We start from the raw sequence: 24,820 nt of genomic DNA, 5'->3' as shown, positions 1-24,820 counted from the left end.
ATGGAAGAAGCCCGGAATAATCCGGGCTTCTTCGTGCTTTATTACTCCTGCATTTTCTCTTTCAGGAATCGGGCGGTATGGTTCTCGTCACCGATTTCAATCATTTCTTCTGGCGTTCCCGTAAACGTGATTAAGCCCCCGGCTTCTCCCCCATCCGGGCCAATATCAATGATGTAATCAGCACATTTGATTACTTCGGTATTATGTTCAATGATAATCACTGAATCGCCCTGATTTACCAAAGCGTTGATGGATTTCAATAACTTCCGAATATCGTGGAAGTGTAAGCCCGTGGTAGGTTCATCAAAAATGAATAAAGTCTTCCCTACGTTTGGATTTCCTTTTCCGAGGAAACTGGCCAGTTTCACCCGTTGGGCCTCCCCTCCTGAAAGCGAACTGGAAGACTGGCCGAGGGTTACATATCCCAGCCCTACTTCCTGCAAAGGCACCAGTTTTTCGTAAATTTTCGGATTGCCCTGGAAAAAAACGACCGCTTCGTCTACCGTCATGTCCAGAATTTCCGAAACATCTTTATCCTGATACTTTACTTCCAGAATTTCGTGTTTGAAACGTTTGCCGTGGCAGGATTCACAGGTCAGGTAAATATCCGCCATGAACTGCATTTCTATCTTTACCTGCCCTTCCCCCTGACAGGTTTCGCAACGACCGCCATCAACGTTGAAAGAAAAATGACTAGGTTTATACGTCCGGGCTTTGGCTAAAGGCTGATCACTCATGAGCTGACGGATGTGATCATACGCTTTCACATAAGTAACTGGATTCGAACGGCTTGATTTACCAATTGGATTTTGGTCGACCATTTCTACCGCCGCCAGTCCTTTCAAATCTCCTACCAGTTCGGAGTACTTGCCCGATTCATCTGAATACGTCCCCAGCATTTTACCCAAAGCCGGATACAGAATTTTTCGAATTAATGTTGATTTACCCGAACCACTCACACCCGTGACAACCGTCAGATTACCCAAAGGGAAACGGGCATTAATCTCCCGTAAGTTATTCTCACGAGCTCCTTTCAGTTCGATCCAACCCGTGGGGCGACGACGAAATTTGGGAATGGGAATCTGGTCTTGTCCCGTCAGGAAGGCCAGCGTATGGGAATGCAGCTCACCTTCAACAGAAGCTTCCCCTCGTAAATCTTCAATGGTATTCCAGTCGCCGTGGAAGACTACTTGGCCTCCACCCGTTCCGGCATCCGGGCCAATGTCAATGATTTCATCGGCGGCCTTCATTACCTCCTCTTCGTGCTCTACAACGATTACGGTATTCCCTAAATCACGCAGGGATTTAAGCACCGAAATGAGTCGCTGGGTATCGCGGGGGTGAAGCCCAATACTGGGTTCATCCAGAATATACATCGAACCAACCAGGGCACTTCCCAGGGAAGTCGCCAATTTAATTCGCTGAAACTCACCCCCTGACAGAGAGTTAGTTAATCGGTTCAGTGTTAAATACCCTAAACCAACCCGCTCCATGTAATCCAGGCGGTTCTGAATTTCGGTCAGAATCCGGCGGGCTACTTTTTCCTGATAATCAGGTAACTCTAAGTTTCGGAAAAACTCAGCAATTTCTGAAATCGGACGTAATACCAGATCTACAATCGATTTATCCGCAATTTTCACAAAACTGGCATCCTTCCGTAAACGAGAACCGCGACACTCTGGACAAGCCGTACGACCTCGGTAGCGGCTCAACAATACCCGATACTGAATCTTATAGGATTCTCCTTCGAGCATTTTAAAGAAGTCATCCAGACCGCCGAAGAATTTATTACCCTTCCAGAGCAAGTCTTTTTCTTCGGGACTTAGTTCTTTATAGGCCCGATGAATAGGGAAGTCAAAACGAATGCCGTTGCGTAACAAAGGCGTTAACCACTCGCCCATTTTCTCCGTCCGCCAGGGAGCAATGGCTCCTTCAAAAACGGAAAGATTCCGATCTGGGAAAACCAGATCAGGGTCAATCCCCAGGATCGTTCCGAAACCTTCGCAACGCTTGCAGGCTCCGTAGGGGTTATTGAAGCTAAACAGGTTAACGCTGGGTTCTTCAAAGACAATGCCGTCCAGCTCAAACCGATCCGAAAACTCGCGGCGTTCGCCTCCCAGAATTTGGACGAAACAAACCCCTTCGCCTTCAAAAAAAGCCGTTTGCACCGAATCTCCCAAGCGGAACTGCGTTTCTTCATCCTCTTTCTTCACCGCCAGACGGTCAATCAGAATATGAAGCGGCTGCTGATCTATCCGACTCGCTAGTTCGGTATCCGTTAAAACGTCTTCGATCTGAATCGTTTCGTCATTTGCTACAATCCGGGTGAAGCCTTTCTGAAGTAATACGTTCAGCTCTTCCACCAGACTTCGGCCCCCTTTACGTAAAAAAGGTGTGGTAATCAAAACCCGGGTCGATTCTTCCTGCGAAAGAATGAAATCAACAACATCGGTAACGGTATCTTTCCGCACTTCCTGACCGGAAATGGGCGAATACGTTTTCCCGATGCGGGCGAATAATAACTTGAGGTAATCGTAAATTTCAGTAGTAGTACCGACCGTCGAACGTGGGTTTTTGGTGCTTACCTTTTGCTCGATGGCAATGGCGGGCGAAACGCCTTTAATCCAGTCTACTTCCGGCTTTTCCATCCGGCCCAGAAACTGACGGGCGTAACTACTTAAACTTTCCACGTACATCCGCTGTCCTTCAGCAAACAGGGTATCAAAAGCCAGTGAAGATTTGCCACTGCCTGATAAACCCGTGATAACCACCAGCTTATTACGGGGAATCGAAACGTCTATATTTTTAAGGTTATTAACACGAGCTCCTTTAATAAGAATATACTGCTTGGGGTCTAAAGATTCGACCGATGGGCGTCCTAGCGTTTCGATTGGATTCATTCTACAAAGATAATTCTCTCCGGGCTGGGAAGAAAAGATGGTTTTAATGTTTTCTAATCCGAGGTATTAAACCGTTAACGTCGATAAAAAAGACCCGTTCCATCGCGGGAATAAGGTCGATATACAAGAATTTGTGGCAAAGACCGTTACTTTTGAAAACGTAAGAAGGGAATTCGGTTGGTGCTAGGGTAATAACCACTATTTTCGCCATCGAGTTCTTTACTATACAACTTCTTTTAAGTTGTCCATGAACACTACATCCATGATTCGATCCGTACTGGCTGCTTTATTATTTGTGGTTGCCGCTACCCCCTTTGCTTCCGCTCAATACGATACCATTCCACGTCCCACCGACCGTCCGGTTATTATCCAGCAACAACCGCTCGATGAGAGTTATCAACGTCAGCAGGAGCTTCCCTGGAATGCTCGTCCATTTAAGGATAAACTTCGCTATGGTTTAAATATTACTACCCCTTCCCTGAGTTTTTTCGGAGGTAATAGCTATTTCAGTTTTGACATTTCCCCAATGGCTGGTATTCGGGTAACGCCCAGTACTACCGCCGGTATAGGTGCTACTTACAGTTATTTTAGTCAGCCCGTTTTTACTAATCAGGGAAGTGCTCGTTTGAAAGCCAGTTTGTTAGGGGGCCGATTATTTGTTCAGCAACACCTCAATTTCTTACAAAACACAATTCCGGGTCTGTTTTTATGGGGCGAAGCTGAACAATTTCAGATCCTCTCTTATAAACTAGCCGGAGTTAAACAGGGCCGAGGGCAATATAACACCGGTTTCTTAGTCGGGGGTGGTTACGGAGTTCCTGCTGGTGAGCCCGGTTTCCAGATCACTCTGCTTTATCAGGTCAATTACGATGATATTAATGTATATTCTTCCAGCGGAAGCCCGCTGGTCATTCGTTTTGGATACTGGTTTAAATAAATTTTGCTGTAATAGTTCAGTAGTGAAGAGACTTCCGGCGGCCAGCGGGAAGTCTCTTTTCTGTAGATAGACCCCTAAACACTGAGATGAGTCCAGGAATATCCGCTAACTTTAGCGTTTAATATTTAATGATTTTCGCCTTCGTACTGTCATATGCTTACGACTGAATCCTCATCACACTACGACCATCTGGAACAAATGACGGTCCGCCAGTTACTGGAGGGAATTAACAATGAAGATAAAACGGTTCCGCTCGCCGTTGAAAAAGCTTTACCTCAAATTGAAGCCCTGGTTACTGAAATTGTGGCCCGTATGAAACAAGGCGGTCGCCTGTTTTACATCGGTGCCGGCACGAGCGGTCGCCTCGGCATTCTGGATGCTTCGGAGTGCCCTCCTACCTACGGCGTTCCTTTCGGATTAGTAGTAGGCCTCATTGCCGGAGGTGACACGGCCATTCGCAAAGCCGTTGAAAACGCCGAAGACGACGCCGAACAGGCCTGGAAGGATTTACTGGAATATGATATTAACGAGCTGGATTCCCTGGTCGGTATCGCGGCTTCGGGCACCACACCTTACGTAATTGGTGGGGTGAAAACGGCCCGCGAAAAAGGCATCCTGACGGGTTGCATCGTGTGTAACGCGGGAAGCCCGGTAGCGGCTGCCGTTGAATATCCGGTGGAATTGATAGTGGGGCCCGAGTTCGTTACGGGCAGTACTCGCATGAAATCCGGTACGGCTCAGAAACTGGCTCTGAATATGATTTCAACCAGCACCATGATTCAACTGGGCCGCGTGAAGGGTAACCGAATGGTGGATATGCAGCTATCCAACTATAAACTGGTGAACCGGGCCATTCAGATGGTAATAGATGAACTGCATACCACCCGGGAAATAGCAGAAGATTTACTGGCCCGTCACGGCAGCGTTAGAAAAGCAGTAGAAGCCGGACAACAATAAGTAAGCATTTCGGGTTATTTCAGTCGATTCTTTTGCATTTATTAACAGAACGTCGGTATAATTTTATTTACTTTTGCGTTCTAACGATTAAATACAACGAGCAAATTTTTTAATTTTTATACGCTTACTATGAAAAAAACGCTTTTTCCCATGGTAGGTCTGCTTGCCGCCCTATTCATTGGCACGGAGGCTTCCGCACAGAGTAAAAACGATCCGCCCGCTGAGATTCAGGCTTTATTGCAAAAAAACATTTGCCTTACCTGCCACAAAGTTAACGAACGTTTAGTAGGTCCTGCCTATACGGACGTGGCTAAGAAGAAATACAAACCCGAGCAAATTGTAGCTCTGATTTATAAGCCTGAGCCTTCCCATTGGCCCGGTTACCCTCCAATGGCACCGATGACCCAGGTTCCTAAAGATGAGGCTATGAAAATCGCGAAGTGGATTGTTTCTTTAAATGGTACTGCCAAGAAGAAATAAGTAACCGATTACTCATTCCAGAAGCCCCGATCCTGATTAAGGTCGGGGCTTTTTCGTGGATATGCTCATCATTGCGTATTTTTGCCTGATTTTCAGTAAAATGATGATCCCATAACAAACTGAATAAACTGTAAACTTCAATAAATGAGTCTCTTAGCAATCGGTACGGTGGCCTTTGATGCCCTGGAATCTCCCTTCGGAAAAACGGATAAAATTATCGGTGGTGCCTGTACTTATATTTCATTATCCGCTTCTTACTTCACCAAACCTATCAATGTGGTGGCGGTAGTGGGTGATGACTTTCCTCAGGAATACATCGAGTTACTCCAAAATCAGGGCGTTGATACCGAAGGCTTACAGATCAAAGCCGGTGAAAAATCGTTCTTCTGGTCGGGGAAGTACCATAACGACATGAACACCCGTGATACGCTGGTCACTGAACTGAACGTACTGGCTGATTTTGATCCGATTATCCCCGAATCGTACCAGAATTGCGAATACCTGATGTTGGGTAACCTGACGCCTCAGGTGCAGATGACGGTACTGAACCGTCTGAAAAATCGTCCGAAACTGGTGGTGATGGACACCATGAATTTCTGGATGGAAATTGCGATGGACGATCTCAAAGAAGTAATGAAAAAAGTGGATGTCCTAAGCATCAACGACGAAGAAGCCCGGTTGCTTTCGGGGGAATATAGCTTACGTAAAGCCGCTCGCAAGATTATGGAGATGGGTCCTAAAACCCTGATTATCAAAAAAGGCGAACACGGTGCTTTATTATTCCAGGGAGAAGATGTATTCTTCGCTCCTGCCCTGCCGCTGGAAGAAGTATTCGATCCTACTGGAGCGGGTGATACCTTCGCAGGTGGCTTCATCGGTTACCTGGCGGCAACGGATGATATTAGTTTCGAGAATATGAAACGTGCCATTATTTACGGTTCGGCCATGGCTTCGTTTTGCGTAGAAAAATTTGGTACCGAACGTTTATTGGGTCTTTCCAAAGAAGAAGTAGACGCTCGCATTCAACAATTCGTTAAGCTCTCTGGCTTCACGGTAGCTTAGTTAGTTTTGAGTGAGTGAATGATACTCAATATTGAATGAGCGAATGATAGAATGAGTGAATAGGTGTGCTAACCTGTTCACTCATTTTTTATGGATAGTCTATAATCCCTTATGGTTCGTATAGCCCGCTGCCAGCTTTTTCGCTGGTAGCACATAGTAAGTTTAAACAACTGCTGCCAGCGAAAAAGCTGGCAGCGGCCTGGTAAATCACTACTAGTGCGAGCTATGCATCTTGTGTTAAACGTAAGCAGGTACGCTACATACATTCACTCATTCTATCATTCACTCATTCTATCATTCACTCATTCTATCATTCACTCATTTAAAATTAAACAGCCGTATTTCGAATCGGCAATCCGTTTTCGGCTAGAATTTGACCTTGTAGGTAAGCTACTTTTCCGTTCAGGATAACAGCTTCAATTCCTGCTGAATCACGATTAGGATATTCTACGGTAGCCCGGCCCTGAATGGTCTTAGGGTCGAAAATGGTGACATCGGCCATAGCTCCTTCCTTGATTTCTCCCCGATTTCGAACCGCTGGATGAATCAGATCGGCAGGCATTTGTGTGATCTTGGGTAGTATTTTTTCCAAAGGTAAACCAATTGACTGGGCGTGCTGAATAGCAGTAGCAAAGCACCCCGCTCCCCGAGGATGTGAGTTGGCCGCTTCCATCGAGGCCATGCCTCCGTCTGAGCCAATCATACAGAAATCCGTTTGTAGAGCCAGATCAATGGTACTTTCGAAAGGCATCGCTCCTTCGGGAACCGCCACCAGATACCCCGGATGTTTGCGGTAATACTGAAAGGATTCTGGAGTAATGCGTTGGTTCGTCCCTACTAACTGTAAGTCATTATAATCCAGGCCATACCGCTGCTGCCAGCCCTCATCAAATCGCTTAGAATGCAAATAGGTTGCCCAGTAGGTATAAGGATAGACGCAAGTCGTGATGGCAAGACCTGACTGCCGGGCTTTGTCAATCAGATCCAGAGCTTCGGGCATGTGGAACGTTCCGCCGGTGGAGTGAAGATGGTCAATGTGCAGGTGAACACCCGTCTCCTGAGCCAGCCGAATGGCTTCTTTCACCCCCACTAACTCATTTTCCTTATTAGAGTAACGTAAGTGCAGAAACATGGGCCGCTCGTACTGCTTAGCCAGCTTAGCGTATGCTTTCACTTCCCAATAAGGCGTGGGCTGATATTCCAGGCTGTGTGAGACACTCAAGGCTCCCTCCGCCAACATTTTCTCTATGTGTTTCAGGCGGTGGGGCAGATCTTCGGCCAATCGAATACCCATGACGTAAATACCAACGCCATAATTCGTGTAATGCGGCTTCGGATCAAAGAAGCGATGGTACTCCCCGGGATTTTCCCGACCACCGTGCAATTGCAGAGTCGTCGTAACGCCGTCGGTTAGTTTAAATCGCTCGAAAACGTGGTAATCGTTAGTCAAATTTTTCGGGCCATCGGCTAGTATATCGATAAATCCCGGACTAACAATTTTACCTTCCGCATTAATAACCTGAGTTCCCGATAATTCCAGCGGACTCAGATGAAGCGTTCCCTTTTCGGTCACGCCCACATTGAGTTTCTGCAAGCTCCCCTCCGTAAAGACCGAGCCTTTTTGAATAACAATTGGAAACGTTTGATCCTGACTCGGCGAGTGTATAACGCGGGTTCGGTTAAAAGCCCAGCCTGTGCACATAGCGACCGAAGCCAACGAAAGTTGGCTAATAGCTTTACGGCGATTCATAGATAGATTCAACAATGGAGAAATTCAATAACAAAAGTAAAAACAAGATGCTATTTCAGTGCACCATTGCCTCATTATCAGTCACAAAATTCCAGCGAAGGGGCCTTCCCTTTTCTTCAAAAATTTACAATCCCAAAATCAGGTTCGGAAAAGCCGTCTCCTTTCACGAATTTTGTACTTTCTATTCTCAACAAACCGTTTATCAGTCCGTTTAGTACTGAAACGGAAATTTATAATCGATTATGATTCTGCCGATCGTCGCTTACGGTGACCCCGTTTTACGGAAAGAAGCCGCCGACATTCCTAAAGATACCGATCTCGACCTCAAGCAATTGGTCGATAACATGTTTGAAACCATGTACAAAGCCTCCGGCGTTGGACTGGCCGCCCCCCAGGTGGGTCTGAGTCTGCGTTTGTTTGTCGTGGATGGTACCCCTATTATTGACGGTGAAGAGGAAGACAGCGAGGATTTTGACCCTAGTCTGGTTGGTTTCAAGAAGGCGTTTATTAACCCCGAAATCCTGGAAGAAGACGGCGAAGAATGGGCTTACGAGGAAGGTTGCCTTTCCATTCCCGGCATTCGTTCGGAGGTGAATCGTCCCGAACGCGTAAAAATTCAGTATTACGATCTGGACTGGAATCAGCACGTGGAAGAATATGACGGTATTGCGGCTCGCATTATCCAGCATGAATATGATCACATCGAAGGGATTCTTTTCACGGATTACATGCCTCCGCTGAAACGTACTTTATTGAAAAAGAAGCTTTCCAACATTACTAAAGGTGATGTGCGGGTAGATTATAAAATGAAATTCCCTAAGCTATAATGGGTTTCAGCAAAACAATGGGCAGTAGAATCATTCGGTCTTTAATGGTGATTTTACTGCCTGTTTCTTTTGTTACTCAGGCTCAGATTCCCAATTCCTCCGCTGATGAATTAGCTCCGGTTTTTTCTCCCAGTGGAGATACCTTATACTTCGTTCGGGATTACCACGATCAGCGAAAACAGGATAGCTGGTTTAGCATTCGCTCACCGCAGGGTTACTGGCAAGCTCCGCAGGCTTTTCCCCTGAATACGAATGCCGATGACGTTATCGTCGCTCAAAGGGGCTCACAACTTTATCTGGCCAATCAATACTTCCGAAAGAAAGTCCGACCGGGTTTATCAGTTACTACGCGTCAGGGAAATACCTGGGCATCTCCAGAATCCGTAACTATTCCGGCTTTAAATAGCTCTTCCGGGCATATTGGCTTTCACCTGGTTCATGATTCGCTATTACTCCTGGCCATGCCCGATTCCCGGCGGCTGGATGATGATTTATTCTTTACCCGAAAGAATACGTTTGGTGAATGGATGGAGCCTATCGCTTTAGGCAAAAAAATCAATTCATCGAGCCACGATTTCGCTCCATTCTGGCTGGCTCCTTACTTATATTTTTCGAGTGACCGTTCTGGTAATGCAGACGTATATCGAAGCAAACGTTTGGATAATTCCTGGGAAAACTGGTCAGAACCCGAACCATTGACGGGTATTAATACGGCGGGCTTTGAAGCCTATTTCTCCGTTCACCCTAAAGATTCAACGGTTTACTACGTGCAGGCTTCCGTCGATTCCGTGCACAGTGACTTGATGGTTACTTCTCTTGGTAAGCTTTTCAGAAAAACGAACTCCATTGATTCCCTCACTTCTACGGCCCCACTTACCACCACTAATCAACCCGTTATTTTAAGAAGAAGTACCCTTTTTTTTGATTACCGCTCCTTTGATTTATCGACAGAATCGCATGAAGTGTTGAAACGTTTACTTCAGCACATGAGTCAGGAAAAACCTTCGCGAATTCGTATAATAGGTTATGCTGATGCGGTGGGAGAATCCGAGCCGAACTTATTACTCTCTCAAAAGAGAGCGGCCAGGGTCAAGTTATTTTTAATGCAGGAAGGGAAAGTTAATGTCCCGATTGAGCTGGAATCGTTAGGCAGCTCACAAGCTCAGGTTAACCCCAATCGTCCCGAAGCAGATCGGCAGAAAGATCGACGAGTGGAAATCTTGTTGATTGAATAATGCGGTAAACTTGCTGATAGGTGTGGCAGGCAGCTTAATTGTTGCCAGCAGAAAAGCTGGCAACGGCCTACTCTAAGTTGTTTTAAACCTATAAAAAACCTCCCAAAAGTTTTAAAACTTTCGGGAGGCTAACTCACTACTGATTTACCTGTTATGACCAGACAGAATCCAGCCCAAAATATCTCAAATCAAAACCAAACTGAGTTTAAAAAGGATTGAGATAAAAGCCAAGACCAACCCAGTTATTAATACGTTGTTCGTAAGCACTGAAAGGTAATGGACCGTGAAAGGCCTGTATAGCAATGCTCAAGGGGCCCCGTTCGGCTTCTCCCAGCTCAATACCAAATGCAGCCGTTATCCCCGGATGAAAATTCGTTTGTTCAATCATGCGGGCATCCAATCCCGCCCACCAGCGAGATTTTTGACGGTTGGGCTGTTTCCAGACCAAACCCAATTGCGTATACAACCGCTTCCGCTCCGAGGAGGGACGTAAGCTCATTCCTGCCCCCCCGTAAAGTCGAACGGATTGAACATTTCTGGAATACAAAGCATCTATTTGCTCATAGTTCACCGCATTTGGTGTAAAGTAAATCAACTGATTTCGAATCAGGTAATCATCGCCAAGGTGCGAAGACAGGTGAAAAATCCGAAAACGCCAGCTGGATTGGTCTCGTCTGAGGTTATACATCAATCCGACGCGGTAATCGACGTTATACATGTAGCGACGAAAACGATCTTCCCTGCTGTCGTGAAACATCTCGAACTGCGTGTTTGCTACCACATCCAAAGCCAGCTCGGAAGCGTGCCCTTCGTCTTTACTCCAGCGGAAAAAACTTTTCTGAATCCCAATGGAAAAGGGAGCAAAAAGTCCTTTTTTGCTAACGCCATCTTCCGTCCGTCGGATGAGAAACGCACTGGTTTTAGCCTCCAATGGGTCCAGCAAGATCGGATCAAACAAACGACCTTTAGGAAGAAATTCAGTTTTGGTTTGAGCAAACGCTCCAGTGATCAACAGGAAGAAAGCCCCAGTCAGGGTAAAGATCGAACGCATAGAGAAAGTTAAAAAACCGGAGCTTAGTTACCTAAACTCCGGCTAAAACCATTACTTAGATAACTCAGCGAAATGTTTGAAGAACAAAGGAATCGTCTCAATACCTTTGTAGAAATTAAACAGTCCGTAATGTTCGTTGGGCGAGTGAATCGAGTCAGAATCCAGACCGAAGCCCATTAATACGGTTTTTAATCCCAACTCTTTTTCGAATAAAGCCACGATGGGGATACTTCCACCACCCCGCGTCGGAACGGGCTTCTTACCAAAGCTTTCCGCCAAAGCCGCTTCAGCAGCCTTATAAGCGGCAGATTCCAGCGGAGTCAGGTAAGGCTGTCCACCGTGGTGAGGCGTTACTTTTACCTTTACCGATTTAGGAGCGATGCTCAGAAAATGCTTGCTGAACAGTTCCGTAATTTTGTTCCAGTCCTGATTCGGCACCAGACGCATGGAGATTTTAGCGTAAGCTTTCGAGGGTAATACCGTTTTGGCTCCTTCGCCAATGTAACCACCCCAGATACCGTTACAGTCCAGCGTAGGACGGATACTGGCCCGCTCGCGGGTGGTATAACCTGCTTCGCCCTGTACGTCTTCAATCGCTAAATCTGATTTGTATTCTTCCAGTTCGAAGGGAGCTGCTTCCAGCATCGCCCGCTCTTCCGCCGAAAGTTCAATGACGTCATCGTAAAAATTCGGAATTGTGATGTGTCCGTTTTCATCGTGCAAACTAGCAATCATTTTTGCCAGAGCATTGATGGGGTTCGCTACCGCACCACCGTAAACCCCCGAGTGAAGATCACGATTGGGGCCAGTTACCTCTACTTCTACATAACTCAGGCCGCGTAAACCCGTATCAATGGAGGGTACATCATTGGCAATCATCGCCGTATCTGAAATCAGAATGACATCCGCTTTCAGCTTTTCGCGATTCTCGGCTACAAATGTCCCGAGGTTGTCAGAACCTACTTCTTCTTCCCCTTCAATCATGAACTTTACGTTGCAGGGCAGCGAATCGGTAGCCATCATGGCTTCAAACGCCTTCACGTGCATGAAGAACTGGCCTTTATCATCGGCTGAACCGCGAGCGTAGATTTTTTCGTCCTTAATCACAGGTTCAAACGGAGGCGAAGTCCAGAGTTCGTAAGGATCCGCAGGCTGAACGTCATAGTGACCATAAACCAATACCGTTGGCTTGCTGGCATCCACTATCTTTTCGCCATATACAATCGGATGGCCTTTGGTTTCGTGAATTTCAGCTACATCCGCACCGGCTTTTTCCAGACTTTCACGGACAAATTCTGCGGCCTTCCGCACATCGCCTTTAAATTTCGAATCAGCACTTACCGAAGGAATACGTAATAAATCAAGGAGTTCGTCGAGGAAGCGGCCTTTATTAGCCTCTAAATAATCTTGCATAGAAATATCATTATCAGGATTTCTCGTACAAAAGTAAAGGAAAGCACGGATGCAAAAGAAAAAACCCGAACGGAAGTCCGGGTTTTCTTTAGTTATGAATCAAAAACGTATTATCTGCTGCGACGACGACCAATGGGAACTCGGGATTCTTCGCCGCGAAGTAAACGTCCAATATTTTTCTGGTGTGTATAGACAATCAATCCGAAAAGAATAAATCCGAAGATCGTCAGTAAGTTACTTTCTGGGCCGAAAAGCTTGAAAACCATAATCAGAGGGAAAGCCAGCGAGGCAACAATTGAACTCAGCGAAATGTAACGCGACGAAAGCATCACTAATAAGAAAACAGCGATACAAACGCCCGCCGCTTCCGGGTGAATACTTAAGACCATCCCCAGTAAAGTTGCTACGCCTTTTCCACCTTTAAAATTGGCAAAAACCGGAAACAGGTGCCCAATGACTGCGATAATGCCAAACGCCAGTTTCATGCCTACACGTTCGTCCAGCGTAATCTCATTCAGGTAAAAAAGAATCAGAGCCAGGTTGGCTGCTAACCAGCCTTTCAACACATCAATCAACAGAACAATAGTTCCGGCCTTTTTTCCTAATGTACGAAACGTATTAGTTGCACCGGCGTTACCACTTCCGTGTTGTCGAACATCGATACCAAAAAATGCCTGTCCATACCAAACGGACGTGGGAACAGAACCTAACAGGTAGGCCAAAAGACCTGCTAATAATACGCTTAATGTCATTTCAGATGATTAATAACCCAAATTGAATGGAAAAATTGTAAGACAATTTTCTACTGGCGTGAAAAACAAAGATACTGGCTATTGCCTCTCTAGATACTTCTCTTCTTGTAATAATTAAAAAATTAAGAAGTTTTTAAGAGTTCACCCAGAGGCTCATGATAGAAGGTAAAGTAAACAATGGGGTTAATTGTTTAAAAGCGGGGCTATTCATTACTTATTATATATACACATACGATATTTTGATACCCCTGGTTTTCAGGGGTATCAAAATATTTTTATACTGATTTTTAAATTGACTTTTTTTAGAACTAGTAAATATTTATTTACCAAGCATAAACCTGAATAGATCTAGGTTTTCAAAACAGAATCGGAAAGACAGGAGCGAATACTTCGCCAGAGAATGCCAAAAAAACTTTCTCCCGGAACCCGTTTATATTCTATTTTCCCAGTCCGCACTTCTTTTTTCGGCATGGGGTTACTATCGTAAGTAAGAATTTTGTTAGCCGCAAAGGTGAACAGATCACGAATACGGAACCGTTTCTTTTCCTCATCCTTTTTTAGAATGTTGATTTTCAGATCCTGATAAAGTATGACGCCACTACCCCAGCTCTGCACATTATTACCAGAGAATTTGAATTTCAAATTATTAACCCGTCCCGATTCGATTTCCATTAAGGCCAGCGGCTTAAACGTAGCATTCAGGGTTACTAAATTCGTTGGCCCTAACTCGGCCTGGCAGGTATATTCACCGTTATTGGCCGCCATGTTAAATGTAAAATGCGTGTTTAGAGCATTTGCTCCCATAAACATCGTTTGAAAATGAGCTCTTGCCGTGGGCGATTTTAGTAATGTCAGTGAGTCATTGGTTAGATTGGTGATTACACCCTGAATGTTACGGAAATTAATTCCTCCAATTTGCTCGGTCTTAGGGTTTAACTCATCGTAGTAAAGGTCAATTTTCCGGGTTATGACCGAATCAATGGTTAATTCAAACGGAATTTTCTGAAATTGTTCGTGGGGAAAAGGTTTCCGGGGTCCTGACATTTTGCTACTCCGATTTCGCACTTCAAACGCATCCACTCGTCCTCCTTCCAGTTCCACTTTATTAATGCGGACCTTCTGTTTTTGTTCCAGTTGCGAGAGGTCCATCCCCCTCACGTGCAAATGCGATAAAACTGCTTTGGTATAACTACCACCGCCCGATCGTTTAACGTATTCCTGACGTGGGTAAGCCGGAATTGTCCCGAGGTTCTCTATAGTTAAGGTCCGCGTCTGGGTTGATACGTTGAGTTTGCCAACCTGAAGATTCGATAACTGGTCCTTGCTGGGCATAGTCAAAGAATCGAGCTGTACTTCTATATTTTTCGCATAAAAAACCCGGCTTGAGTCCCGGTAACTCTCCGGGTTTACCAGCATCTGCTGAACTTCAATGGAAAGCTGCTGGATTGAATTCGTGATTGGTTTTTCACTGGTCTGATTATCGTGCGTAATCTTCGCTTCTATTAGTCTGATCTTACCAATCTCTACCTCCTTAAACTGCTTTTGCAGCAGTTCATGTAAGGTCTTTTTCTCTTCACTTTTCTTCGGTCCCGAAGAGGGGTACTGCCGGATAGTCAGACGAGGCTGATTAATGGCTATTTCGTCAATAAAGAGCTTTTTATGCAGAAGGTACGTAAATAACTCTGCTCCCTGCAGACTAATCTCAGGGATGGTGGCATCCAGCGTTAGATCCGTTATGTCTTTGGAAGAAATCAATTGCCGCCGCCGAGCCGAATCGGCCTGAATGCTTAGCCCCCGAATACTTCCCCGTCCCGAAAAAGGATTATAGGTTATATCTTCAAACGTAAGCTGATACAACTGATCGGAATTCTCATATACGCTCTTGCTTAGTTTGTCGCCTACCATAGGCTTAAGAAAATAAACACCTACGACCCAAAGCGATATGACCACCAGTAAACAAAAGAATAAAACTCCGAAAATTACTTTAGCAATCAGAGGGAAGCGTGAGGCAGGTGTGTTCATAAGGCGTGTGAGGACTGTGGTTACAACAAATGGTTAACCCATTTAAAGGATCGAATAACCCTTCTGGTTAATCTTGTGAAAAGCTCATTCCACTCACGGCTCTTTTAGGTAGGTAACTAGCTTTTTCTAATCATTTTCTAATCACAATCAGGGGTATAACGTCCGCAAATAGGGTCGGCAAACCCCACGATTATGAATGATACTCAAGGGGATAATTCTTTTGATTACTTCAATATGTGTTCAAACATGAAACAGCTATGGATTCTACTAACAATAAGGAAAGCAATTGGTCAAAAATGAAGCAATGGTGGAGGATTGGCTCCCTGTTTAGATGGGCAATTATACTATTAGTCGTACTAATGACCGTTGCCATTGGTGGCAGTCTGATTTTTATAAAAGACAAGAAAAGCACGATGTACCCCGGTACCGTCGCTTCTGATACGATTACTGGAGATACCCTCTTTGAACCCACAAAAACGATTCACTTACCAGCCCGACCGGAAGATCGTCCCGAATCGTCACAAAGTCAATAAAATACAAATCCCGGCCTTCGCAGGTCGGGATTTGTATTTTATTGCTACTATCCAACTACCCACGTAAACGCTGGCAGCGTGGCCCGGCCAGCATTTTGCTGGCAGCACTTGGTTATTTATTAAGCAACCTGTTTATCAAAAGGGTAACTATTGCTGCCAGCGAAAAAGCTGGCAGCGGTGGTAGAGGAGGTTTCTGACTTGTGGCAGTATTCTTAAACTACTAACCATCAACTAATAACTAAACTAACAACTAAAGAAAATCAATGCGATTCCCGCAGTTTCCAGGTACCGGACTTACCCACCAGAAAATCCATATCAGCTCCCTGATGAGATTGCTGAACGTGGTTCAGATATAAATTGGTATAGCCCCGATCATAACCTAACTCCAGCGGTTTCCAGTTGGCTTTACGAGCGGCTAACTCTTCGTCTGATACATGCAGGTGAAGACTGCGGTTTGGAACGTCCAGGGTAATTAAATCGCCATTTTCTACCAGAGCCAGGGTACCCCCAATGGCGGCCTCGGGTGAAACGTGTAAGACCACCGTTCCAAAGCCCGTTCCACTCATCCGACCATCCGAAATACGAACCATGTCATGCACGCCTTTTTCCAGAATCTTCTTGGGTAATACCATGTTTCCTACTTCAGGCATGCCAGGGTAACCTTTGGGTCCTACGTATTTCAAGACCATCACGCAGGTTTCATCAATATCCAGATCAGGATCATCGACGCGGGCTTTGTAGTCGTCAATATCTTCAAAAACCACCGCACGTCCGGTGTGCGTCATCAAATGCGGACTGGCTGCAGAGGGTTTCAACACCGCTCCATTTACTGCCAGATTTCCCTTCAATACTGCCAAACCGGTGCTGGGTTTGAAAGGCTCGTCCACCGAAGCAATAATCTCCCGGTCATGGGCATTGGAAAGGACAATATTTTCACCCAGGACTTGCCCCGTTGCGGTTAATGCATCCAGGTTGAGGAAGTTGGATAACTCTTTCATCACCGCTGGAAGTCCGCCCGCGTAATATAAATCCTCGAAGAAGTGTTCTCCTGAAGGCTGAATATTAGCAATGAACGGGATGTTTTCTGACAGGCGATCAAAATCTTCCAGGTCCAGCTCCACTCCCATTCGGCCCGCAATGGCCATGAGGTGAATTACAAAATTGGTTGAACCCCCAATGGCAGCATTTACCATAATCGCGTTTTCGAAGGCTTTGCGAGTCAGGATTTTAGACATGGTCAAATCTTCCCGAACCATCTCCACAATGCGGCGACCCGTCATGTGAGCCATCGTTTTCCGACGTGAATCGGCTGCCGGAATCGAAGCATTGTCGGGTAAGGTTAAGCCCAAAGACTCTACCATGGAAGCCATTGTTGACGCCGTACCCATGACGGCACAATGCCCCGCACTTCGAGCCATGCATCCTTCAGCTACAATGAATTCTTCCTGCGACAGCTCACCCATTTTATAGGCCTCGGCAAAACGCCATACGTCGGAAGTACCAATCTTCCGGCCTTTGAAGTGCCCTGCCAACATCGGTCCACCGGAGATCACAATACTGGGTAAGTCTACACTGGCGGCTCCCATTACTAACGAAGGCGTTGTTTTATCACAACCGCACATCAGCACAACGCCGTCAATGGGATTACCCCGAATGGATTCCTCCACATCCATACTCGCCAGATTGCGATACAACATGGCGGTGGGCTTCATTAGTGTTTCGCCCAGCGACATAACCGGAAATTCTACCGGAAACCCACCCGCTTCCCAAACGCCGCGTTTCACACATTCGGCCAATTCCCGAAAGTGAGCGTTACAAGGCGTTAACTCAGACCAGGTATTACAAATGCCAATGACTGGTTTGCCCGTGAATTCATGGTGTGGGAACCCCTGATTTTTCATCCAGGCCCGGTAAATGAATCCGTCTTTTCCGGTCTTGCCAAACCAGTCCTGCGAGCGATATCTTCTTTTCTCCTCCATCAGAGTTTTTATGTTTCTCGTTTAGTGTTTAGAGTAGTAATACTATAATTTTTGCAAGAAAGCGTATTCAAACGAAAACACAGAGCCTACACCGGGATTTTAGTGTGACTCTGTGCTTATTATTAACTCAAAACCCAAAACAATCTAACTCAAAACCCTAGTAATTCACATTCACCACCAGTTTTTCGATTAATAAAATCAGAATGTGAATGACTTTGATGTGAATTTCCTGGATGCGGTCGGCGTAACCAAAATGAGGAACGCAGATTTCTACATCGGCTTGGCCCGCTAGTTTACCTCCATCCTTTCCAGTCAGGATAACTACTTTCATTCCTTTGGCACGAGCTGCCTCTACGGCCTTAATCACATTACCAGAATTACCTGACGTACTGATTCCCAGTAATACATCGCCTTCAAAGCCCATGCCTTCCACAAAACGACTGAACACGTATTCGTATCCATAATCATTAGAGACACAGGATAAATGGCTCACGTCCGAAATGGCAATGGCGGGTAGAGAACGGCGTTCGTTGCGGTAACGGCCCGTTAATTCCTCGGCAAAGTGCATCGCGTCACAGTGGGACCCCCCGTTTCCACAGGAGATAATCTTCTTATTATTCTGAATGGCTTCGGACATTAATTGTGCCGCCGCTTCAATAGCTTTTACGTGTTTTTCGTCTGATAAAAAGCGGTCCAATACCTGCTGGGCTTCCGTTAATTCCTGACGAATAATAGATTCTAACATTTTCGGTTTTCAGTTTGCAGTCTTCAGTGGGCAGTTTAGCGAATCTTGCGGCTCAACCACCTTAAGCTGAAGCCCGGTAATATAAGGTTGAACAGTTTTCGGGACGAAGTATATTGCGGGCAGCGGCCTGGATCAACTCAGACGTTACCGACTGAATACGTTCGGCTTCCAGATTAGCCCATTCAGCATTACCCGCGTTAGCAGCAAAGGCCAGATTCATGGCTCGGTTCAGTAACTCCACTTCCGAAAAAGCGAGCGTGGCTTCGGCCTGATTTTTCACTTTCAGCACTTCCGACTCCAGCGGACCTTTTCCCAGTAACTCATCAATAATTTCCTGCACGGCGGCCTCGCCTTCTTCAATGCTTACTCCTTTGTTCAGATTACCCTGAACGATAAATAAACCCGGTTCGAGGTTTCCCGTTGGATAAGCGTTAATGGAGTTAAACAGAGCTTTTTCTTTGACCAGTTTCCGGTATAATCGGGAAGATTTACCACGACCCAGAATATCCGCCATTAAATCGGCTGGATAATAACCTGCTTCGTAACGTCCGGGCATGTGATAGGCTTTATACAAAGCATCCAGCGGAACTTTGGCTGATACTTCCAGAAAACGGGCTTCGGTTTGCAAAGGCTCTTGCGGCAGGTTCCGTTGGTAAGGCTCACCCGCCGGAATGGGCTCAAACCACTTTTTGCTCAGTTCCTTAATCTGCTCCACTGTTACGTTTCCCGCTACCACCAGCAAGGCATTATTGGGCACGTAATACCGGAAAAAGAAATCCCGAACATCTTCCAGCGTTGCCTCTTCGATGTGTTTGATTTCCTTCCCTATCGTAGCCCAGCTATACGCATGGGTGTGATACGCCAGCGGTCGTAATTTTAGCCAGACATCGCCGTACGGCTGGTTCAGGTACCGTTGCTTGAACTCTTCGATCACTACATTTCGCTGTACTTCCAGCACTTGCGGATCAAAGGAAAGCGACAGCATTCGGTCTGATTCCAGCCAGAAAGCCGTTTCCAGATTTGAAGACGGAAGGGTGATGTAATAATTCGTAATATCTGCCGAAGTGAAGGCGTTGTTTTCTCCGCCTACGCGTTGCAGTGGGGTATCGTAATCGGGAATATGTTGAGACCCGCCAAACATCAAATGTTCAAACAAGTGAGCAAAGCCGGTTTTCTCAGGGTTTTCGTCTCGGGACCCTACGTTATATAAGATGTTAACGGCTGCCATGGGAGTCGTGGCATCTTCATGCACGTATACCCGAAGGCCGTTATCCAATGTAAAGGTTTGATAGTGAATCATAGTCAGGATACGGATCTACTTTTTCAGAGCCAACGGCTAAATCATCCGTTTCATTCCGGCAAATCTACGGCACTGCTTGAAAAGCTTCCTATCTTTAAGGCTTCAATATTCGTTAATTTTACAACGATTCATTCGAATCGTCGCATACACCAGCCATGAAAACTCGTTTCTATTCAACCTTCCTGATTTCAATTCTGTTTTGTTTTATCCTTCCGTTTAGCTTAAAAGCTCAGATTTTAAATGACGCTGAAACGAAAGAACAGGTTATTCATGCGTTAAAGCACATTTATAATTTTGAGTTTAAGGAAGCCGAACCTTACCAGCAACGCATCAAGACCCGTTACCCGGCTCACCCGGTTAACCCGCTGCTTGAAGCCATCCAAACGTTCTGGCAATACCTGCCCGTGGTTGAAAATGGCTCTGCTGCCAGTCGGTACCAGTCTTACCTAAATCAGTCATTAGACTTAGCTGAAAAAATGAAGGCAGCTAACAAGCACGACACTGAGGCTACGTTTTTTTTATTGGCGACGCATAGTTACCTCGCCATGCTGGAGTCTGATCGGGGTGAGTTCATGAAAGCCGGGGCCGAAGCCAAACGTACCTACGGTTACATGCGTAAAGGTTTTAAGTTAATGGAGCAAAACCCAGAATTCTACTTTTCAACCGGACTTTACAACTATTACCGGGAGCAGTATCCGCAGGATCATCCCGTGGTGAAACCTATCATGTTCTTTTTTCAGGATGGCAATAAAAACCTGGGTTTAAAGCAGATGGAAACGGGTTATCAAAAGGGAATTTTTACCAAAACCGAAGCGGCCTATTATTTGACTTATGTGTTAATTAAGCACGAGAATAATCCGTTAAAAGCACTAAGTTATTCTACGCCTTTATACAAAGAATATTCGAATAACCCGGTTTATATGACCCGCCATGCCGAAGCCCTAACGCTGGCTGGGCGTTACAACGAAGCGGAACCTCTAGCTCAACAACTAGCTCAGAAAAAACATTACGTATTTAAAACCGCTGGAGAAGTATTCATTGGATTAATTCTTGAAAAAGCGAAGAAAAATGACGCCGCTGCCCATACCTATTACCAGAAGGCAGTGCTCAATAAAATGAGTGAACAATACACGCAGGATTATCACGCAATGGCCTACTGCGGGCTCGCTCGAATTGCAGAGCGAAATGGCCAAAATAAACAGGCGAAAGATTATTACCAGAAAGCCCAGAAACTGGCAGAGTATAGCAGCACAATTCAGGAAATAAAACGGGCTTTAAAGTAAAGTACTTCCCATTGAGACGCGACTTTATCGCGTCTTTTTTTGATTAATTATTTATTGTTAATTGACAAACTTACCTTATTAGGTAAGCCCAACATTCGTATTTCTAGTCTGGAAGCGATGAAGTCGCCTCGTTACCTATTTTTAACATTGCTAAACTAGGAAATAACAACGCTGATTTACATCTTCGTGCTTCAACCAAGTTTATACTCCACCATTGTCCAATTTTATGAAAAAATTATTTACCCTTGGTTTACTTTGCTTTTTAGGTCTTTCGGCCTGTCACAAACCTTCTTACACTTATTTTGCTAAGTCTACGGCACCTGCTTTTGAGCGTAAACAGGTAACAGCTATAGAAGCTAAGCCTATTTCCTTCAGCTCCGATTCCAGTACGGTTGAGCATCCATTTACAGCTTCTTCAGCGAACAGTTTACCTCTTGCTACTTCGGTAACTCCACTGGAAAATGCTTCGACTACTAAGGTTACTTCAGGTAGCATTACTCGTAAAAGAACAAGTTTCCAGCAAAAACTAATCACTAAGCTAGTTCTCAAAAAGTCTCAGAAACTAGAGAAAAAAATCAGACGTGCCGGTGATTACCGAAAGAATGATACCATTGCGGTTATCGCTTTTGCAGCGGGTGCTCTGGCTTTACTGGATGGTATTCTGATTGGAACTGGAGTACTTTTCCTTCTGGGAATGTTAACCGCAATCATCTGCGGATTTGTTGGTTTAGGTCGAATCAATCGTCATGAAAGAGATCTTAAAGGTCGCGGGTTTGCCATTGCAGGTCTTGTGTTGGGTTTCCTCGAACTTTTGATTCTGATTATTGCTATCATCGTCCTTGCATCCTGGTCCTTATAAGTAATCCATTTTCCAGACTATGATTTGGAAATAATTCGGTAAAGCGGTACGAGGACTTCCTCGTACTGCTTATCGTATTGAAGCCCTATCTAAGTTCGCAAGTTCTGAGTGTAGTAGAGTTTAATTAACAAGAGTAAAAATCTAAGCAAAAGCGACGACCCCCTGTCCATTTTCATGAAAAAATTATTTACACTGGCCCTATTGGGTCTGTTAGGGCTTTCTGCCTGTCAGAAATCTTCTTATCCCTATTTTGCGAAATCCACTGCTCCTTCTTTTGAACGCAAAAAAGTAAACCTCTCTTCGCCAGTCCAAAATTCAGTTAGTATCGCGGATACGAACCTTCACTCTTCCGCATTAACGGCATCTTTAGTGGAAGGGCCTTCCTTGCCAGGCCGTACGTTTGAAGAAAAGCTAGTACCTGCTTCCTCTTACCTGCAAACGAAACATCAGCAAAATTTCAAACATAAGTTTGTTACAAAACTGGTCGCAAAAAAGGTTGCGAAAATGCAGGCAAAAGCTCAGCGTACCGCTGAGCGAAAAACGGATCCCATTGCTACCCTCGCTACTATTGCGGGGTTAATAGCCCTCTTTGACCTAATTGCCTTTCATACGGGTATTCTGTTTCTTGTAGGTATGCTTCTAGCCATTATTGGGGGATTTGTCGCTCTGAGTAAAATCAACCGGCGTCCGAGAGAATTCGAAGGTCGCGGACTAGCCATTGCCGGGTTAGTACTAGGTTTTCTGGAGTTACTTGTTTTTATTATTATCTTAATAAATGTTGCTGCTAATTCATCATATTAGGTACTACTATCCTTTCATTCCTTCTATATTTCTATCCATGAACTTAAACGACCTGACTTATGAAATTTATTCTTTATCTATTCTTAGGAGCTTTACTTTTCACTTCATGCCGTAAACTCACCTACACTCCTTTTTTAAAGTCCAATACATCATTAACTCCTGTAAGAGAGCATCAAAAATACCTTACTGCTCACTCAGACTCATCCGCCTTACAAACATCTCTAGTATCAGATCCTAGTATTCCGGTTTACATTGATAAACCTCCTTTACTTAGTCCTAAGGAATTAACTTTCCCTTCTTTTCAGAAAAAGACTACTCTCTTACTTCATAAACAAGTTAATAAGAGCATTCGGAAGTTTCAGAAGAAAGTAAGTGGCCAAAAAGATTCTCGAAAGTTAGAGCCTCTTGCTATTACCAGCACAATTGTTGGCGTTTCGTCTCTGCCGTTAGCTTTATTATTGAGTAGCTCTACAGTATTTGGAATAGCATTTATCATAGCCATGACTACAGGTATATTATCACTAGTCAGACTACGTTTAAACATTAATAAGTACAAAGGAAAGATGTGGGCTAATATTGGAATTGTGTCTGTTTTATACTACGCAATAATGATTTTTTTATTTATATGGCTCGTTGAATCTGCATTAAATTCTATGGGACCATTCTCATTTGGATCCTTAATGTAATAAAAGCTCGTCCAAATGGACGAGCTTTTTATCTAGCAATAAATCATCAAAAACTCTACTCGTTTTTCTTCCGTTCGGCTTCCAGAGCCAGGATGTTTTTATTGGCTACTTTCATTCCTCTAGGCAATTTTTCCAGAATTTTTACCTGAACGTAGTCTTCTCCTTCCCGCTCGATCTCCACTTTTGTTTTGCGTAAAGGAATTTTGGGAGCATTCGGCTGGCTCGTTGCAAAGATGTATAGGCCTTCGCCATCATCCAGAATAGCCGTGCGGGGCAAGGTATTGGAACTTTTCGTTTCCGTCGAACCGACTACGCGAGCCCGTACGTTCATATCCGAGAAAATGGTTTCTTTCGTCTGGGGTCTTTTGAAGTTCACGTAGAGGGTAATGGCTCCATTTTCCGTATCCAGGGCCCGAGCTACGCTTGCTACTTTCCCCTGAACTGCCGGAATAGCCTGACTGGGAAAGGTTAACTCCACAGGCTGTCCTTCCTGAATCATATCGACATCTTTCTCATAGACATATACCTGGGCCTGAAGCTGTTCGGTACTAATAATGTCCACCAGAGGATCCGCTGGATTAGCCAGTTTTCCCAGATTTTGATACACTTTAAAAACAGAACCACTGATGGGAGCCCGAATGATCACCACGGGTGAAATCTCTGCCTTGCGGATATTACTCAAATGATCGGTATTGAAACTCAGTAAACCCAGCTTTGCTTTCAGTGCTTTTTCTTTACCAATAGCAGCATTGAGTTTAGACTCGGTTGCCTGAAAATCCGCCAGCACACCAACGTTACTTTTTTTCAGTTCGGTCTGTCGTTTGAACTCAATTTCCAGGAAGTCGGCTTCGCTTTTAGCAGCGATGTACTGGTTTTGTAGTTCCAGAAATTCCATACTTGTCAGCTTCAGTAAAGGCTGACCTTTTTTGACGAACTGACCTTCCCGAACATAAATCGCATCTACGTGACCTTCTACTTCGCTATGAACTTCTGATTTACTGTCAGGTAATATTTTAATCTTTCCATTCGCGTTAATAACCGGACGAAGCTGGCGGTCTTCAAAACTTACCAACTCTACGTTTACCGATTGCAATTGTTGCAGGGACAGATTCAGCGAATCTGCACTCTTGGCGACTTCCCGTTTACCTTCCCCTTTTTCTTTCGATTCCGCTTCGCTTTCGGAACAACTGGATAAGGATACACTTAATATAGCAAGTGCCAGCAGGGGCAAAAATGTCTTTTTCATTG

Annotated in this window: 21 protein-coding genes; 11 read left to right on the top strand and 10 right to left on the bottom strand. The window is 45.0% G+C overall.

Features of this window, described 5'->3' with window-relative positions:
• Positions 1-41: 41 nt before the first annotated feature.
• Positions 42-2,900, bottom strand: a complete 2,859-nt coding sequence (gene uvrA, locus BWI96_RS03340; protein WP_106635273.1) for an excinuclease ABC subunit UvrA — start codon at positions 2,898-2,900, stop codon at positions 42-44.
• A gap of 262 nt (positions 2,901-3,162) precedes the next feature.
• Here uvrA and BWI96_RS03335 point away from each other — a divergent pair, with 262 nt between their 5' ends.
• The 4 genes from BWI96_RS03335 (at position 3,163) to BWI96_RS03320 (ending at position 6,336) form a co-directional block, all read left to right on the top strand.
• Positions 3,163-3,837 carry a hypothetical protein gene (locus BWI96_RS03335; RefSeq protein WP_106635272.1) on the top strand — a complete coding sequence of 225 codons (675 nt, stop codon included), beginning with the start codon at positions 3,163-3,165 and terminating at the stop codon, positions 3,835-3,837.
• Between the two features lie 153 nt (positions 3,838-3,990).
• A complete protein-coding gene (gene murQ, locus BWI96_RS03330; RefSeq protein ID WP_106635271.1) occupies positions 3,991-4,794 on the top strand; it encodes an N-acetylmuramic acid 6-phosphate etherase in 804 nt (267 codons plus the stop codon).
• Positions 4,795-4,923: 129 nt separating this feature from the next.
• Positions 4,924-5,274 carry a c-type cytochrome gene (locus BWI96_RS03325; RefSeq protein WP_106635270.1) on the top strand — a complete coding sequence of 117 codons (351 nt, stop codon included), beginning with the start codon at positions 4,924-4,926 and terminating at the stop codon, positions 5,272-5,274.
• A gap of 144 nt (positions 5,275-5,418) precedes the next feature.
• Entirely contained in the window at positions 5,419-6,336 is a 918-nt protein-coding gene (locus BWI96_RS03320; RefSeq protein ID WP_106635269.1) for a PfkB family carbohydrate kinase, read from the top strand.
• 328 nt (positions 6,337-6,664) lie between these two features.
• Here the strand turns inward: BWI96_RS03320 and BWI96_RS03310 are convergent, their stop codons facing one another.
• Positions 6,665-8,086, bottom strand: coding sequence for an amidohydrolase family protein (locus BWI96_RS03310; protein ID WP_106635267.1), 1,422 nt, complete (start codon positions 8,084-8,086; stop codon positions 6,665-6,667).
• Between the two features lie 242 nt (positions 8,087-8,328).
• On the opposite strand from BWI96_RS03310, the gene def reads away from it, so the two are divergent.
• Together def and BWI96_RS03295 are read left to right on the top strand one after the other, a co-directional pair.
• Positions 8,329-8,913: a peptide deformylase gene (gene def, locus BWI96_RS03300; protein WP_106635265.1), complete on the top strand. Its 585-nt coding sequence runs from the start codon at positions 8,329-8,331 to the stop codon at positions 8,911-8,913.
• A 17-nt stretch (positions 8,914-8,930) separates the two neighbouring features.
• Positions 8,931-10,148, top strand: a complete 1,218-nt coding sequence (locus tag BWI96_RS03295) for an OmpA family protein (RefSeq protein ID WP_198555129.1) — start codon at positions 8,931-8,933, stop codon at positions 10,146-10,148.
• Between the two features lie 205 nt (positions 10,149-10,353).
• Here the strand turns inward: BWI96_RS03295 and BWI96_RS03290 are convergent, their stop codons facing one another.
• The 4 genes from BWI96_RS03290 to BWI96_RS03275 all read right to left on the bottom strand — a co-directional run bounded on the left by BWI96_RS03290 (position 10,354) and on the right by BWI96_RS03275 (position 15,386).
• The gene (locus tag BWI96_RS03290; protein ID WP_106635263.1) at positions 10,354-11,199 is read right to left on the bottom strand and encodes a DUF1207 domain-containing protein; all 846 of its coding nucleotides are present in this window, start codon (positions 11,197-11,199) and stop codon (positions 10,354-10,356) included.
• A gap of 51 nt (positions 11,200-11,250) precedes the next feature.
• Entirely contained in the window at positions 11,251-12,612 is a 1,362-nt protein-coding gene (locus BWI96_RS03285; RefSeq protein WP_106635262.1) for a dipeptidase, read from the bottom strand.
• 110 nt (positions 12,613-12,722) lie between these two features.
• The gene (plsY, locus tag BWI96_RS03280) at positions 12,723-13,364 is read right to left on the bottom strand and encodes a glycerol-3-phosphate 1-O-acyltransferase PlsY (RefSeq protein WP_106635261.1); all 642 of its coding nucleotides are present in this window, start codon (positions 13,362-13,364) and stop codon (positions 12,723-12,725) included.
• Between the two features lie 348 nt (positions 13,365-13,712).
• The gene (locus BWI96_RS03275; RefSeq protein WP_106635260.1) at positions 13,713-15,386 is read right to left on the bottom strand and encodes a hypothetical protein; all 1,674 of its coding nucleotides are present in this window, start codon (positions 15,384-15,386) and stop codon (positions 13,713-13,715) included.
• Positions 15,387-15,745: 359 nt separating this feature from the next.
• Here BWI96_RS03275 and BWI96_RS21820 point away from each other — a divergent pair, with 359 nt between their 5' ends.
• Positions 15,746-15,919, top strand: a complete 174-nt coding sequence (locus BWI96_RS21820; protein ID WP_198555128.1) for a hypothetical protein — start codon at positions 15,746-15,748, stop codon at positions 15,917-15,919.
• 260 nt (positions 15,920-16,179) lie between these two features.
• Here BWI96_RS21820 and BWI96_RS03265 read toward each other — a convergent pair whose 3' ends face one another.
• The 3 genes from BWI96_RS03265 to BWI96_RS03255 all read right to left on the bottom strand — a co-directional run bounded on the left by BWI96_RS03265 (position 16,180) and on the right by BWI96_RS03255 (position 19,943).
• Entirely contained in the window at positions 16,180-17,898 is a 1,719-nt protein-coding gene (locus tag BWI96_RS03265) for an IlvD/Edd family dehydratase (RefSeq protein ID WP_106635258.1), read from the bottom strand.
• A gap of 157 nt (positions 17,899-18,055) precedes the next feature.
• Positions 18,056-18,643, bottom strand: a complete 588-nt coding sequence (gene lpcA / locus BWI96_RS03260; RefSeq protein ID WP_106635257.1) for a D-sedoheptulose 7-phosphate isomerase — start codon at positions 18,641-18,643, stop codon at positions 18,056-18,058.
• Positions 18,644-18,704: 61 nt separating this feature from the next.
• On the bottom strand, positions 18,705-19,943 hold the full coding sequence (locus tag BWI96_RS03255) for a pitrilysin family protein (RefSeq protein ID WP_106635256.1): 1,239 nt from the start codon (positions 19,941-19,943) through the stop codon (positions 18,705-18,707).
• A gap of 155 nt (positions 19,944-20,098) precedes the next feature.
• Here BWI96_RS03255 and BWI96_RS03250 point away from each other — a divergent pair, with 155 nt between their 5' ends.
• The 4 genes from BWI96_RS03250 (at position 20,099) to BWI96_RS03235 (ending at position 23,572) form a co-directional block, all read left to right on the top strand.
• Entirely contained in the window at positions 20,099-21,226 is a 1,128-nt protein-coding gene (locus BWI96_RS03250) for a lipopolysaccharide assembly protein LapB (RefSeq protein WP_106635255.1), read from the top strand.
• Positions 21,227-21,452: 226 nt separating this feature from the next.
• Positions 21,453-22,085 (top strand): DUF4190 domain-containing protein, encoded by a 633-nt coding sequence (locus tag BWI96_RS03245; RefSeq protein ID WP_106635254.1) that lies wholly within the window; start codon positions 21,453-21,455, stop codon positions 22,083-22,085.
• A gap of 174 nt (positions 22,086-22,259) precedes the next feature.
• Positions 22,260-22,886, top strand: coding sequence for a DUF4190 domain-containing protein (locus BWI96_RS03240; protein ID WP_106635253.1), 627 nt, complete (start codon positions 22,260-22,262; stop codon positions 22,884-22,886).
• Between the two features lie 59 nt (positions 22,887-22,945).
• A complete protein-coding gene (locus BWI96_RS03235) occupies positions 22,946-23,572 on the top strand; it encodes a hypothetical protein (RefSeq protein WP_106635252.1) in 627 nt (208 codons plus the stop codon).
• Positions 23,573-23,627: 55 nt separating this feature from the next.
• Here BWI96_RS03235 and BWI96_RS03230 read toward each other — a convergent pair whose 3' ends face one another.
• Entirely contained in the window at positions 23,628-24,818 is a 1,191-nt protein-coding gene (locus BWI96_RS03230) for an efflux RND transporter periplasmic adaptor subunit (protein WP_106635251.1), read from the bottom strand.
• Positions 24,819-24,820: the final 2 nt, after the last annotated feature.

This window comes from Siphonobacter sp. SORGH_AS_0500, from assembly GCF_002838835.1.
In the GTDB taxonomy this organism is placed as follows: domain Bacteria; phylum Bacteroidota; class Bacteroidia; order Cytophagales; family Spirosomataceae; genus Siphonobacter.
The sequence above is the reverse complement of the archived record's forward strand: the minus strand, read 5'-3'. Positions and strand labels throughout refer to the sequence as shown.